This window comes from Kutzneria sp. 744 (genome assembly GCF_000568255.1).
In the GTDB taxonomy this organism is placed as follows: Bacteria; Actinomycetota; Actinomycetes; order Mycobacteriales; family Pseudonocardiaceae; genus Kutzneria.
On the sequence record NZ_KK037166.1, the window covers coordinates 8,594,433 to 8,608,309 of the forward strand.

The following is a 13,877-nucleotide window of genomic DNA, read 5'->3' on the forward strand; positions in this document are numbered from 1 at the left end:
GAGGGACACACAGGGGAACTGGGGACTCGCAAAGACGCGAAAGAGGCTCTGATGACCACAAGTTCCACCAGTTACAGGGAGTTGACTGACGACAACGGCAGGGTCTACCGGATCGGCGAGAGTCCCCGGGACCTCATGGGGCGATCCCGATCCTGGATGGTCTGGCTGCCGTGGATCGCGATGATCGCGGTGAGCGTCTACGAGTACGGCTGGGGCGCCGTGGTCAAGACGTTGCAGCAGAAGAACGGTTGGACGCTGACCGAGGTGTTCTGGTTGGCGACGGTGTGGGCGGTCTTCCAGGCCGCCATCGCGTTCCCCGCGGGACGCTTACGTGAGCGCAACGTGGTCTCGGCCCGGTCGGCAATGTTGTTGGGCGCGGCATTGTCGGGCGTCGGCTACTTCACCATCGCGTTCAGTGGCAACCTCGGGCTGGCGTTTCTCGGTTACTCGGTCTGCGGCGGCATCGGCGCGGGCCTCGTGTACGCCACGTGCATCAACATGGTCGGCAAGTGGTACCCGGAGAAGCGCGGTGCGCGGACCGGATTCGTCAACGGCGGCTTCGCCTACGGTGCGGTGCCGTTCATCTACATCTTCAGTGCGGTGCTCACGCCGGCCAGCACGACCCTGATCCTGTCCCTGATCGGCGTGTACATGCTGATCGTGGTCGTGTTCTGCGGGCTGATGTTCCGGGATCCGCCGAAGAACTGGTGGCCCGAGCACATCGACCCGAAGGAATGGTCGCGCAACACCAAGACGAACAAGAGCCTGGCCAAGAACCCGCCCGCGGTGCGGCAGTTCACGCCGGGGGAGGCGATCCGCAGCGGCATGCTGCCGCTGATGTGGGTCTCGCTGGTGATCATCGGCGGGGTGTCGCTGTTCGGGATCAACTTCCAGGTCCAGTTCGCCACGGCCAGCCACTTCGGGCCGTTCGTGGCGGCGTCGTCGGCCGGCGTGCTGTCCATCGTGAACGGAACCGGCCGGGCCCTCGTCGGCTGGCTGTCCGACCACATCGGACGCCGGCAGACGCTCACCCTGGTGCTGGTGATCGCCGGCATCGCGCAGTTCGGCCTGGTCTACTCGGGCAACACGGAGAACATCGCCCTGTTCATGGTGTTCGCGTTCCTGGTCGGCTTCGGCGGCGGCGCTTTCTACCCGCTGTTCGCCGCCCTGGTGCCGGACTACTTCGGTGAGAACTACAACGCCACCAACTACGGCCTGGTGTACAGCGCCAAGCTCGTGGGCGGTGTCGGCGGCGGCGGTCTCGGCGCCATGGTGGTCTCGAGCTGGGGTTACACCGGCGCGTACGTGCTGGCCGGCTGCATCGCGCTCGTCGCGGCCGGTCTGACGTTGTTCCTGCACCAGCCGGGACATCCGAAGTCCAAGACCACGGTGTCGGCCGCGGCCTCGGGCTTCGGCGCCCCAACCACCGCCTAGCGGCCCGTTCCCGATCAGCTGTTCGATCGGGTCTGGGCTTGACGCTCCTCGTGGTAGGCCAGCCGGGTTCGTTCCGTGTGGACGGTCATGATCCGGCTGGCCTGCTCCGCGTCGCCGGCGGCGATGGCTTGGATCAGCTGCTCGTGCTCGCCCCAGGCGTCTTCTCCCCGTGGGCGGGCGATGGGCGTGTAGTACCAGCGGACCCTGCGGTCGACCAGACCGATCAGCTCGGCCAGCACCGCGTTGCCCGACAGGTTCGTGATGAACGCGTGCAGCGAGGCGTTCGCGGTGACCAGGCGGTCCACGTCGTCCGCCGCCAGCGCGTCCACACCTTCGCGCTGGAGCTCCCAGAGCTGCTCGACGTCCTGTTCGCCGGCGTGCTCGGCGGCCAACCGCGCGGAGTGCGTCTCCAGCACGCTGCGCACGCTGAGCAGCTGGTCGGCCTCCTGTTCGGTCGGCGTGTGCACGAAGGCGCCCTGGGCAGGTCGCAGATCCACCCAGCCTTCGGTCTGAAGTCGTTGCAGCGCCTCGCGAACGGGCTGGCGGCTGACCCCCAGGTACTCCGCGAGCTCGATCTCGACGAGGTGCTGTCCGGGTTGGAGGGTGCGGTTGACGATCAGTTCGATGAGGGCCTCGTAGACGGCCTGGCGCAGCGGGGCGGGGCGCTCCACCTTGCGGCCGGCCGCTTCGCCGAGCGTGCCGCGGGTCGCCCGGCGTCGGTTGACCGCTCCGCCGGGGAACGGTGTCGCGGGCTCGCTCACCTGGTGCCTCCTTGAGCAAACGGGATCGATGCTTAAAGGTTACAGAATTTCGTATGCAAAAGACACTCCTCGTGGGACGGGTCACCTTGAGTGCTCATAGTACCGCAAATCGTGCACACAGGGCAATCAACCTGCTACCGAACGTAACACTCGCGCAGGGGTACCGTCGAACGTCGTTAGATCGCATACTGTATTCAATCTCCGCCGACACCTGAGGTGAGCCATGAAAGTCGCTGTTCTCGGCGCCGGCGCCATCGGCGCCTATGTGGGGGCGGCCCTGCACAGGGCCGGTGTCGACGTTCATCTGGTCGCGCGCGGCGCGCACCTCGCGGCGTTGCGTCGCGACGGGGTGCGGGTGCTCAGCCCGCGCGGCGACTTCACCGCCAACCCGCCGTCCACCGACGATCCCGCCGAGGTCGGCGAGGCCGACTTCGTCTTCCTGGGCCTCAAAGCCAACTCGTACGCCTCGTGCGGCAAGCTGCTGGCGCCGCTGCTGGGCCCGGACACCGCCATTGTGGCCGCGCAGAACGGCATCCCGTGGTGGTACTTCCACGGCCTGACCGGACATCCGCTGGAGGGGCGGCGGATCGAGGCCGTCGACCCCGGCGGTGCGGTCAGCGAGGTGCTCGACGTGCGCCGGGCCATCGGCTGCGTCGTCTACTGCTCCACGGAGATCGAGGAGCCGGGCGTGATCCGGCACCTGGAGGGCACCCGCTTCTCCATCGGCGAGCCCGACGGCTCGATCTCGCAGCGCTGCCAGGACCTGTCGGCCGCGATGATCGCCGGCGGGCTCAAGAGCCCGGTCGAGCCGCGGCTGCGGGACGACATCTGGATCAAGCTCATGGGCAACGTCGCCTTCAATCCGCTCAGTGCCCTGACCGGCGCGACCATGGCGGAGATCTGCGCGCACGACGACACCAGGGCGGTCGTCGCGGCGATGATGGCCGAGACCGTGGCCATCGCCCGCGCGGCCGGTTCGGAGCCGTCGGTGTCCATCGAGAAGCGCATCGACGGGGCCCGGCGGGTCGGGCACCACAAGACCTCGATGCTGCAGGACCTCGAGGCGGGCAAGGCGTTGGAGACCGACGCCATCATCGGCGCCGTCGTGGAGCTGGCCGACCTCACCGGGGTCCCCGCGCCCACCCTGCGCAACGTCTACGCGGCGGTGGACCTGCTTGCCCTGAATCGTGCTAGGCGCATATCGTAGATCGCATACAGTCTGCACTGTAGAAGACTTGGGAGGCGTGATGGGCCGGAGGAAGCGGGAACCCTACGTCCGACTCACCCAGCCGCTGGTCCGCGAGGCGGGCATCTTGCGGCCGGCGAGCTGGGACGAGGCCCTGGACCGGGCCGCGGAGGGCTTTCGGCGCAATATCGAGGCCGGCGGTCCCGACGCCTTCGGCATGTTCTCGTGCGCGCGGGCCACCAACGAGATGAACTACGTGGCGCAGAAGTTCACCCGCGCGGTCATCGGCACCAACAACGTCGACTCCTGCAACCGGACCTGCCACGCCCCCAGCGTCGCGGGCCTGGCCAAGGTGTTCGACAGCGGCGGCGGCACCTCCTCGTACCAGGAGATCGAGGACGCCGACCTGATCGTGCTGTGGGGATCCAACGCGCGCGAGGCGCACCCGATCTTCTTCCAGCACGTGCTCAAGGCCGTGAACAAGGGCGCGAAGCTCTACGTCGTCGACCCGCGGCTGACCAGCACGGCCAAGTGGGCGCACAAGTGGCTGCGGCTCAACGTGGGCACGGACATCCCGCTGGCCAACGCCATCGCCCGCGAGATCATCCACTCCGGACTGGCCAACCGCTCGTTCATCGAGCGCGGCACCGAGGGCTTCGAGGAGTTCGCGGCCTCGGTCGAGGAGTGGACGCTGCCGGTGGCGGAGCTGGAGACCGGGGTGCCGGCCGAGCTGATCCGGGAGCTGGCGCACGCCTACGCCCGGGCCGACCGGGCCCAGATGTCGTGGACGCTGGGCATCACCGAGCACCACAACGGCACCGACAACGTGCTGTCGCTGATCAACCTGTCGCTGCTGGCCGGGCAGGTCGGCCGCTACGGGGCCGGGCTCAACCCGTTGCGCGGGCAGAACAACGTGCAGGGCGGCGGGGACATGGGCGCGATCCCGGACCGGCTGCCCGGCTTCCAGGACGTGGAGGACCCGGCCGTGCGGCGGGCCTTCGACGCGGTGTGGGGCTCGTCGATCCAACCCCGCAAGGGCTGGAACCTCACGCAGATGCTGGAGGCGATGGAACGCGGCGACATGACCACCGTGTACATCATCGGCGAGAATCCCGTGCAGTCCGAGGCGGACTGCGAGCACACGATCAAACGTCTGTCCAATCTGGACCATGTGGTGGTGCAGGACATCTTCCTCACCAAGACCGCGCAGCTGGCCCATGTCGTGCTGCCGGCGTCGGCCGCGTGGTGCGAGACGGACGGCACCTTCACCAACAGCGAGCGCCGGGTGCAGCGGGTGCGCAAGGCGGTCAACGCACCCGACGGCGCGAGGGACGACATCGAACTGCTCTGCGAGCTGGCGCGGCGCCTGGGTCACGACTGGCACTACGACGGCGCGGAGCAGGTGTGGGACGAGATGCGGGCGCTTTCCCCCATGCACCGGGGAATGAGCTACGCGCGGCTGGCCGACCTCGGGGGCATTCAGTGGCCCTGCCCGGACGAGGACAGCCTCGAACCGTCGTTCCTGCACGCCCGGTTGTGGGAGACCGATCCCGTGAAGCGGGGTCGCCCGGCGCCGTTCTCGGTGCTGCGGCACAGCCCGCCGGTGGACGAGCTGAGCACGGAGTTCCCGCTCCGGCTGACCACCGGGCGGCGGCTGGACTCCTACAACACGGGCGTGCAGTCGGGCGGCTTCGAGTCCCCGATGCGTCGCGGCGAGACCCTGGACCTGTGCCCGCAGGACGCTCTGGACCTCGGCGTCGTGGCGGACGAGATGGTGCAGGTCTCGTCGCGGCGCGGGGCCATCGTGGCCCCGGTGCGGATCGACGAGGGGCTGCGGCCCGGGCTGGCCTTCATGACCTTCCACTTCCCGGACGAGGTCGACGTCAACGTGATCACCATCGAGGCCACCGATCCGGTCGCGGGCACGGCCGAGTACAAGGCGGCGGCCATCCGCGTCGACAAGTTGGTGAATCTCTGATGGACCTGCGCTTCCTGGAGGCCTCTCCGTCCAAAGTGGAGAAGAACGCCATCGACGTGGCGTTGGTGGGCACCGATTGCGGCCGTGATCAGCTGCTGCCGGCGCTGCACGCGGCCAACGACGCCGTGGGGTGGATCAGCGAAGGCGCGTTGAACCACATCTGCCGTCGGCTGTCCGTGCCGCCGGCGGAGGCGTACGGCGTGGCCACCTTCTACTCCTTGTTCTCCATGCAGGAGCGGCCCCGCAAGGTCGTGCACGTCTGCGTGGACCTGGCCTGCAAGGTCAACGGCGCCGAGGCGCTGGTGGCCGCGCAGACCGATTTCGTGGTTCGCAGCCCATGCCTGGGGGTCTGCGAACGCGCGCCGGCGGCGCTGGCCGTCGAGGCCGGCGGGGATGCGTCCTATCTGATGCCCGAGCTTCCGTTGCCGCAGCTGGGGGATTCCTCCCTGCGGCTGCTGCGGCGGGTCGGCACGGTGGATCCCCTGAGCCTGGACGACTATCGCGCCGCCGGCGGGTATGCGGCGCTGCGCAACGCTTTCCTGCTCGGGCCGCAGGGCGTGATCCGCGAGGTCACCGACGCCAAGCTGATGGGCCGTGGCGGGGCGGCGTTCCCCACTGGCCGCAAGTGGGCCGCGACGGCCGGGCAGCCCGGGCGCCCGCACTACCTGGTGTGCAACGCCGACGAGAGCGAGCCGGGGACGTTCAAGGACCGGGTGCTCATGGAGGGCGACCCGTTCGCGGTGATCGAGGCGATGACCGTCGCCGCGTACGCCACCGGATGCACCCGTGGCTACCTGTACATCCGTGGCGAGTACCCGAGGGCGTTCGCGGCCCTGACCAACGCCATCTCCGTCGCCCACGAGCGCGGTTTCCTGGGCTCGAACATCATGGGGCAGCCCGGGTTCGAGTTCGACGTCGAGATCCGGCGCGGCGCCGGGGCGTACATCTGCGGCGAGGAGACCGCGATCTTCAACTCCATCGAGGGCTTCCGCGGCGAGCCTCGCAGCAAGCCGCCGTTCCCCGTGGAGAAGGGCCTGTTCGGCAAGCCGACCGTGGTCAACAACGTGGAGACGCTGGCCAACGTGCTGCTCATCCTGACCGAGGGATGCCAGGCGTTCCACCAGGTCGGCACCCCGCAGTCCACCGGCTCCAAGCTGTTCTGCGTCTCCGGCACTGTGCCCAAGCCCGGCGTGTACGAGGTGCCGTTCGGCACGACGCTGCGGGAGTTGCTGGAGCTGGCCGGCGGCGTCGAGGACCTGCGGGCGGTGCTGCTCGGCGGCGCGGCCGGCGGGTTCTTGCGTGCGGACGAGATCGACCTCCCGCTGACCATGGAGGACGCCCGCGCCGCCGGCACCACCCTCGGTTCCGGCGTCGTGCTCGTTCTCGACGGCACCGTCGACGTCGGCGGATTCCTGTTGCGCATAGCCGAGTTCTTCCGGGACGAGTCGTGCGGGCAGTGCGTGCCGTGCCGGATCGGCACCGTGCGCCAGGAAGAGGCCCTGCACCGCATCGTCCAGCGCAAGGGCGATGCCCAGGACTTGTTGCTGCTGCGGGACGTCGGCCAGGTCATGCGGGACTCGTCCATCTGCGGCCTGGGTCAGACCGCCTGGAACGCCATCGAATCCGCCATCGACCGACTCGGGGTGCAACTGTGACCGAGCTTGCGAGGGAACCAATGTGCACAGTGACCTTGGTCGCAGACCCGCCGAGCGCTAGCGAGGTGGGACTGTGACGATCGTCGACATCGGACTGCCGCGCCGGCTGGTGGAGTTCACTTTGGACGGTGAGCAGGTCACCGTGCCCGAGGGCGCCACGATCCTCAGTGCCTGCAAGGACATGCCGACCCTGTGCTACGGGGACACGCTGGAGCCGGCCAACGCGTGCCGGGTGTGCATGGTCGAGGTCGAGGGGTCTCGCACTCTGGTGCCGTCCTGTTCCCGCAAGGTGGAGCCGGGCATGGTCGTCAACACGGACACCGAGCGCACGCGGCACAGCCGTCGCCTGGTGCTCGAACTCCTGGGCTCGGCCACCGATCTGTCCACCACGCCTCAGGTCGCCGACTGGATGGCCGACGTCGGGGCGGATCCCGCGCGCTTCGGTCCCGACGCCGCCACCGTCGCCCAGCCGGCCAAGGTCGACAATGTCCTGTACGTCAGGGACTACTCGAAGTGCATCATGTGCTACAAGTGCGTCGACGCCTGCGGCGACCAGTGGCAGAACACCTTCGCCATCGCGGTGGCCGGCCGCGGCTTCGACGCCCACATCTCCACCGAGTTCTCCGCCCCGCTGCCCGACAGCGCCTGCGTCTACTGCGGCAACTGCATCGAGGTCTGCCCCACCGGCGCCCTCAGCTTCCGCCGCGAGTACGACAAACGCGCCGAGGGCACCTGGGACGAGTCGGCCCAGTCGGCCACCACCACGGTCTGCACCTTCTGCGGTGTCGGCTGCAACCTCACGCTTCACGTGCAGGACAACGAGATCGTCAAGGTCACCTCGCCGCACGAGAGCTCGGTGACCCACGGCAACCTCTGCATCAAGGGGCGCTTCGGCTGGCAGCACGTGCAGAACCCCTAGGCGTGACCGGGTTCTGCATGGTGGGCGACGAACGGGACTGTGCGGCCGGGCGGCGTTTTCTGCACACAGCGGCCCGCACTCGGGGAGCGAGCGCGGGCCGCTGTCCGCTCAGGCCACTGCCAGTTGTCTCACCTTGCCCCGCCGCCAGACCACGATCAGAAAGCCGATCAGGGCGACGAACGGAATCGAGCAGACCGCCCAGCTCAGGGCCAGCGGCGGACCGGGCTGGGGCAGGACCTGGAGGTTGGTCAGGGCGCCGGCGCCGTGGCCCTGCGGGCCGTCGATGGTGAAGTCGAACTTCCATTTGCCCTCGACCTGGAGGGCGAAGACGTCCAGGCCCCAGACGTCCCGCTTGCGCGGGTGACGGGCCATCGGCAGCGGGCGGGTGTGCGAGCCGGACGGCCCGGTGCGCATGAAGGTGCCGGTCTTGTCCTCGATGCCGCCGTCGGGGATGAAGGTGAAGTCCAGCGACTGCATGGCCCGCAACGGCCAGGTGGAGAAGCCGACGGTGAGGCCGTAGGGCCCGGCCTGGACGTGCTCGGTGTGCACGATGTTGACGGGCTCGTAGGCCAGTGCCGGCGTCGCGGTGACGACCGGGATCAGCACCAGGGCGGCCAGCAGGGCGAAAACGCGCCGGATCACGCGGTCACCTTCTCCCGAAGTCGCAGCGTGGCGCCGAAGCGTGCGCCGAGGAAGCCGCCGAGCAGGCCGAACAGCGCGCCGGCCAGCGTGGTGGCGATGAGGTCCACAGTGGTCACGGGCGACGGCGCGAAGCCGAGCACATCCCGTTGCACGACGAAGGTGAGCCCGAGGATTAGGCCGGCGACGCCGCCGGCCAGGGCGGGACCGCCGCGCCGGAACAGGAGCTCGATGGCGACGGCGGCGACGATGGCGGCCAGCGGGATGCCGGAGGGAATCAGCGGCGGCTCGCCGCCCATGCCGTCCCGCAGGGGAAGGCCGACCGCGTCGGCGTAGGTGACCGCGGCCCACGGCGTGAACACCCACAGGATCGCCTGCATGGCCAGGAGCGCGGCGGCGGTGCCGATGGCGATGCCGGGGCGGCCGACGGCCGCCCGGGTGAGCACCAGCAGCAGCACGATGATCAGCGTGGTGGAGGCGACGATCGTGTCGAACGGCAGGTTCACGCCCTGGAATGCGTTGGCGGTGATGGGAAAGAACGTCATCAGCAGGGGAACGCTGATCATCGTGGCGAACCGGCCCCACCGCTTCTCCCGGCCGGCGGCGGCGACGATGACCGCGCCGATCATGGTGATGGAGATGGTGGTGAACAGGGCGATGTGCGGCGGGGAGTTCAGCACCGCGTCGAAGCCGTACACGCCGTGCCACCACAGGTCGATGAGGCCGTACAACAGGAACGCGGCCGCGCCGACGCCGGTGACGAGGTAGCCGAGCGGCGCGGTGAAGCGGCCGCCGAACACCCGGATCGCCACGCCGCCGTCCCGCGGGTCGGGGGTCTCGCCGCGACGCTGCGCGGCGGTCACGGCGAGCACCACGACCAGGCTGGCGATGCCGGCGATGGCGCTGCCGGCGTAGATGAACAGGTGCGGCAGCGTGAAGAAGGTGTCCGGCCCCACGTCGATGTGCCACTGCACATCCCACGATGTGCCGACCATCGATATCCCCGCGCCGAGCAACACGAATCCGGCCCCTATCGGCCTCATATCCGACCCCCTCATCCGGTCACCGTCACCGGTGACACGTGTTCGTCCATTCCGGACTGGTCTCGAACGGTGGTGACGATCTCCCACTGGCCGGGCGTCATCAGCGGCAGCCCGGTCACCTTGAACCTGCCGACATCCGTGGCCACGGCCTGGATCGCACCGGACGAGTAGCCGGTGGTCGGCTCCACCGCCTGCACGGTCACGGTCGCACCGGCCGACGGCGTCACGTCCAGCTCCACGGTCCCGGTGTCCACCAGGTGGGCCTGAACCGAGTGCTTTCCCTGCTTGGCAACCGATGCCGCGCCGACGTGGACGGTCAGCGGGATCGTCTCGACGCGATAGTCGCGTTCGACCTGGATCCAGGCCTGGTAATCGCCGGCCAGCGGGAAGGTGTACGTGAAGGCCACGTCCGGCCCGTACGCGGCAACGGTTTCGTCCGGTGCGCTGTCCCCGTTCACGGGCATCAGCCCGCCCATCGACCCGGCGGCCATGGCCATGCCCGTCATGTCGCCGCCCATCGAGTGCGCGTGCACCCACACCGGCGCGTCCTGCGCCCCGCCCGCTCCGAGCGGGCCGACGGCGATCATGTGCCCGAGCATTCCCAGCCATGGCTGGAGATCCGCCTTGTCGCCGACGCGGGCGTCGACGGTTCCCGGCTGCCCGGCGGTGAACTCCGGCACGGTCACGTGCACGTCCGGCGAATCCTGTTTGACATCAACGGAAGCGCCGCTGGCGTCGATGCCGGAGGCCGACCGTACCAGCTGCACGCCGCCGCCGATCCGGGCCAGCTCGGCCGACACGGCGTAGTGACCGGCAACCGGGAACGTCAGCGGAACCTGGAACACGCCCGGCGCCACGCGAATCGGGTGCAGGTGCCACAGCTGTCCGGACGGCCCGATGACGATCAGGTGCATCAGCGCGCTGTCGTGAACCATCAGGTCGTCCACCGGACGGCCGGTCGCGCCATCGGTGAGCGACAATGTGACGGTCGACTTCTCTTGCGTGGCAAGCGATGTGGGTGACAGCGACAGGTTGACCGGCTGGCGGGAGTAGTCGCCGGTCAACGGCTGTGCCAGTGCGTACGGATCGGTGGTGTTGACGCTGTCGGCGTCCACCTGCATCCCCGCCTGCGGCGGCAACGGCAACGTCGTCGACAACACGGCACCGGTGATCGCCACCGCCACCCCGGCCACCGCGCCGCCGACCGGGATCGTCGCCCACCACCCACGCCGGGCCCGGGTCGCCACGATCAGCGCCGCCAGCAAGCACAGCCCGGCGAAGAGAAAGCCGAAGTAGACGGCCTTCTCCGGTGGGCTGACGGCCTGCGCCGCCACCACGAACGGGATGCGGGCCACCCGCTGCCCGTCGTCGATGGCCAGCTCCCACCGTCCGGCCGCGTCCACATGCAGCTCGCCGCCGTAGGAGCCGGGCCGAGCGCCGAGGGCGACGGCGGTCCCCTCGGGACTGCCCGGCCCGGTGATCGACAGGCGCAGCGTCCCCGCCGGGGAACCGGCATGCGTGAGCACATCGACGTGCAGTGGACCGGGCACCCCGGTGACCCGGCGCAGGGTCACGGTCAGCTCGCGGTCGCCGAGCGTCTGCGCGACATGCACGTCGCCGCCGGCGGACGCGGTGTCCGCGTACGCCGGGGCGACCAGCAGGAGCCCGAGCAACAGGGCGAGGACGGTGGCTTTCATCGTCGGCAACGTTAGGGACGGAAACGTCCTCGGTAACCACGTGCGCGGGGGATCATTGTCCCCCGAGGGAGGGACTCGGCATCAGGGGTGACTGCCGCATGATCGGTGCCGGACCCAGGGGAGGACGAATGCAGCTGTCCGTGCGCGGCACGCTCGCCCGCCAGTCGTTGCTGGTCAGTGGCTTGTGCGTGGCGGCCGACGTGGGGTTCGTGTTCGTCGCCGACTGCGCGCCGAGCACGGCGGCGCAGACTGTGACCCTGGCGGTGTTGATCGGCGCCGACCTGTGCCTGGCCGGCCCGGCCCGGCTGTCCGGCTTCGTCGCCGTCGCCCAGGGTCTGATCAGGATGCTCGGCGTGCTGACGTTCGGGCCGACCGCTTCGGGCAACACCGCCGGTTTGATGATCGCCGGCTATCGGGCCGGGGCCTGGCTGCGCGGCACGCCGGCCTGGCTCACCATGGCGCTCACCACCGTGGCCATCGGGCTGTCCCGGTATGTGGCCAACGGCTTCAACAACTGGCCGATCATCCCGCTGATGATGGCCGAGTCCGGGCTGCTGCCGTGGCTGGTCGGCCGCTACACCACGACCCGCCGCGCCTATCTGGCCGAGCTGGAGCAGCGGGCCGAGCAGGAACGCCGCGACGCCAAGGAAGCCGTGTCCAAGGCGGTCGTCGAGGAGCGGGCGTCCATCGCCCGCGACCTGCACGACGTCATCGCCCACCACGTCAGCGCGATCAACGTGCATGCCGGCGCCGCCCGGCTGATCATGGCCGGCGACCAGCAGAACGCCAAGATTGGGGGCTTCCGGGACGACGGGTGGGAGAGCGAAAAAAGTTTGGGCCATGGTCGAGCTCCCGGCACCCTGCTCGACCTGCTGAAAGGGCGACCCGCGCCGCCGGGGGTCGGGCCAGCCCGGGCCTCGACAAAAAATAGACGAGCTGTTCGCCCGGTGTGCGCGCGGCGGGGCTGCGGGCCGCCCCTGGAGACAAACCGGCCGGCCCCGTGACCTGCCGGAATCCCTGGACATCGAAAAAAAAACGGATCGCGCAGGAGATGCTCACGAACGCCCTGCGGCACGGCGACGGCACCGCCGGTCGCCGTGCACCTCGACTACGGCGAGACCTCGCTCGCACTGGCCGCCAGCAACCCGATGCCACCCGGCGCCCGGCTGTCCGACGGCGCGCACCGGGGCCTGGCCGGCATCGCCAACCGTGCCACCCTGTTCGACGGCGTGGCCAGCAGCGGCCCGTCGGCCGACGGCCGGACCTGGCGCACCGCGGTGGTGTTTCCCCTGTGACTGTCGAGGTGTTGCTGGCCGATGACCACGCGATGTTCCGCTCGGGGATGCGCGCGATCCTCGACACGCAGGAGGAGTTCCGCTGCGTGGCCGAGGTCGGCGACGGCAGCGCGGCCGTCGCCGAGACGCTGCGGCTGCGGCCCGACGTGGCCGTGCTCGACGTGCGGATGCCGAAGATGGACGGGCTGGCCGCCACCGAGGCGATCCTGGCCGCGCCCGGCAACCGCACCAAGATCATCGTGTTGACCACGTACGACCACGACGAGTACGTCTACCGGGCCCTGCACGCCGGGGCCAGCGGCTTCCTGCTCAAGAGCCTGCCGCCGGAGGAGCTGATCACCGCCGTGCGGGTGGCCGCCCGCGGCGACGCCCTGATCGACCCGTCGGTCACGCAGCGGCTCATCACCCGCTTCGCCACGGCCGTCGCGCCGCCGTCCGAGCCGCCGGCGTTGGCCCAGCTCACGCCGCGTGAGCGTGAGGTGTTGCAGCTGCTGGCGGCAGCCGACAGCAACGCGGAGATCGCCGCCAAGCTGCACGTCGGCGAGGAGACCGTGAAGACCCACGTGTCGCGGATCCTGGCCAAGCTGGGGCTGCGGGACCGGGTGCACGCCGTCGTCTACGCGCACCTGAATGGACTTGTGCGGGGTCAATAGCCTGGTCGGATGCGACCTGAAGAGGGACAGGTACTGCACTTCTCCGAGGACCCGACGATCACCGTTTTCGAGCCGCACGTCGCCGCGACGTCCAAGTACGCCGAGGCCTACGTCTGGGCCGTGGACCACGAGCGGGCGCCCGACTACTGGTTTCCGCGGAAGTGCCCGCGGGCGATGGCCTGGGCGCAGCCGTCCACGACCGAGGCCGACCGCCTGGGCATCATCGGCGACGAGCAGCGGGTTCACGCCGTCGAGTACGGCTGGCTGGAGGCCATGCGGACCGTGGAGCTGTACGCCTACCGGCTCTCGGCGGCCGACTTCGAGCCCTTCGGCGACTACTGCCACGTCTCCACGCGCACCGTCCGGCCGCTCGGTCCGCCCGAGCGCGTCGCCGACCTGTTCGCGCTGCACGCGTCGGCCGGCATCCAGCTCCGGGTGCTGCCGAACCTGTGGCCGTTCTGGGACCGGGTGACCATCAGCTCCCTGGCCTTCAGCGGCATCAGGCTGGCCAACGGCTGCCCACGCGGGCAAGCAGACCCGGTTTTCCAGTCAGAAACCGGATGCATCCGGTCGACATGACGGCTCGGAAACCACACCATCGCTAGCATCGCCGGACA

At 69.5% G+C, this 13,877-nt stretch carries 13 protein-coding genes; 9 read left to right on the top strand and 4 right to left on the bottom strand.

What is annotated here, in order from left to right:
• Nucleotides 1-51: 51 nt before the first annotated feature.
• Nucleotides 52-1,434, top strand: coding sequence for an OFA family MFS transporter (locus tag KUTG_RS39675; RefSeq protein ID WP_043724329.1), 1,383 nt, complete (start codon nucleotides 52-54; stop codon nucleotides 1,432-1,434).
• A 14-nt stretch (nucleotides 1,435-1,448) separates the two neighbouring features.
• Here KUTG_RS39675 and KUTG_RS39680 read toward each other — a convergent pair whose 3' ends face one another.
• On the bottom strand, nucleotides 1,449-2,195 hold the full coding sequence (locus KUTG_RS39680; protein ID WP_043724332.1) for a GntR family transcriptional regulator: 747 nt from the start codon (nucleotides 2,193-2,195) through the stop codon (nucleotides 1,449-1,451).
• A 223-nt stretch (nucleotides 2,196-2,418) separates the two neighbouring features.
• On the opposite strand from KUTG_RS39680, the gene KUTG_RS39685 reads away from it, so the two are divergent.
• From KUTG_RS39685 to KUTG_RS39700, 4 genes are all read left to right on the top strand, one after another.
• Nucleotides 2,419-3,402, top strand: coding sequence for a 2-dehydropantoate 2-reductase (locus KUTG_RS39685; RefSeq protein WP_043724334.1), 984 nt, complete (start codon nucleotides 2,419-2,421; stop codon nucleotides 3,400-3,402).
• A 40-nt stretch (nucleotides 3,403-3,442) separates the two neighbouring features.
• Nucleotides 3,443-5,359 carry a molybdopterin oxidoreductase family protein gene (locus KUTG_RS39690; RefSeq protein ID WP_043732227.1) on the top strand — a complete coding sequence of 639 codons (1,917 nt, stop codon included), beginning with the start codon at nucleotides 3,443-3,445 and terminating at the stop codon, nucleotides 5,357-5,359.
• Nucleotides 5,359-7,014: an NADH-ubiquinone oxidoreductase-F iron-sulfur binding region domain-containing protein gene (locus KUTG_RS39695; protein ID WP_043724336.1), complete on the top strand. Its 1,656-nt coding sequence runs from the start codon at nucleotides 5,359-5,361 to the stop codon at nucleotides 7,012-7,014. Before KUTG_RS39690 ends, KUTG_RS39695 begins: the two co-directional genes overlap by 1 nt.
• 73 nt (nucleotides 7,015-7,087) lie before the next feature.
• Nucleotides 7,088-7,933 carry a 2Fe-2S iron-sulfur cluster-binding protein gene (locus KUTG_RS39700; protein ID WP_043724339.1) on the top strand — a complete coding sequence of 282 codons (846 nt, stop codon included), beginning with the start codon at nucleotides 7,088-7,090 and terminating at the stop codon, nucleotides 7,931-7,933.
• A gap of 108 nt (nucleotides 7,934-8,041) precedes the next feature.
• On the opposite strand, the gene KUTG_RS39705 is transcribed toward KUTG_RS39700, so the two are convergent.
• Genes KUTG_RS39705 through KUTG_RS39715 form a run of 3 tightly spaced genes read right to left on the bottom strand, consistent with a single transcriptional unit; the run spans nucleotide 8,042 to nucleotide 11,312 of the window.
• Nucleotides 8,042-8,575, bottom strand: a complete 534-nt coding sequence (locus KUTG_RS39705; protein ID WP_369794568.1) for a hypothetical protein — start codon at nucleotides 8,573-8,575, stop codon at nucleotides 8,042-8,044.
• On the bottom strand, nucleotides 8,572-9,567 hold the full coding sequence (locus KUTG_RS39710) for a hypothetical protein (protein WP_232241208.1): 996 nt from the start codon (nucleotides 9,565-9,567) through the stop codon (nucleotides 8,572-8,574). Before KUTG_RS39710 ends, KUTG_RS39705 begins: the two co-directional genes overlap by 4 nt.
• Nucleotides 9,568-9,626: 59 nt before the next feature.
• The gene (locus KUTG_RS39715) at nucleotides 9,627-11,312 is read right to left on the bottom strand and encodes a hypothetical protein (protein ID WP_063753626.1); all 1,686 of its coding nucleotides are present in this window, start codon (nucleotides 11,310-11,312) and stop codon (nucleotides 9,627-9,629) included.
• Nucleotides 11,313-11,440: 128 nt separating this feature from the next.
• Here KUTG_RS39715 and KUTG_RS39720 point away from each other — a divergent pair, with 128 nt between their 5' ends.
• The 4 genes from KUTG_RS39720 (at nucleotide 11,441) to KUTG_RS39730 (ending at nucleotide 13,839) form a co-directional block, all read left to right on the top strand.
• On the top strand, nucleotides 11,441-12,316 hold the full coding sequence (locus tag KUTG_RS39720) for a histidine kinase (RefSeq protein ID WP_052395936.1): 876 nt from the start codon (nucleotides 11,441-11,443) through the stop codon (nucleotides 12,314-12,316).
• Nucleotides 12,317-12,409: 93 nt separating this feature from the next.
• Nucleotides 12,410-12,607: a hypothetical protein gene (locus KUTG_RS64410; RefSeq protein ID WP_052395937.1), complete on the top strand. Its 198-nt coding sequence runs from the start codon at nucleotides 12,410-12,412 to the stop codon at nucleotides 12,605-12,607.
• Complete coding sequence (locus KUTG_RS39725; protein ID WP_255360965.1) at nucleotides 12,604-13,260, top strand: response regulator; 657 nt, start codon at nucleotides 12,604-12,606, stop codon at nucleotides 13,258-13,260. The genes KUTG_RS64410 and KUTG_RS39725 overlap by 4 nt, the downstream gene beginning before the upstream one ends.
• A gap of 9 nt (nucleotides 13,261-13,269) precedes the next feature.
• Nucleotides 13,270-13,839 carry a DUF6886 family protein gene (locus KUTG_RS39730; RefSeq protein ID WP_052395938.1) on the top strand — a complete coding sequence of 190 codons (570 nt, stop codon included), beginning with the start codon at nucleotides 13,270-13,272 and terminating at the stop codon, nucleotides 13,837-13,839.
• Nucleotides 13,840-13,877: the final 38 nt, after the last annotated feature.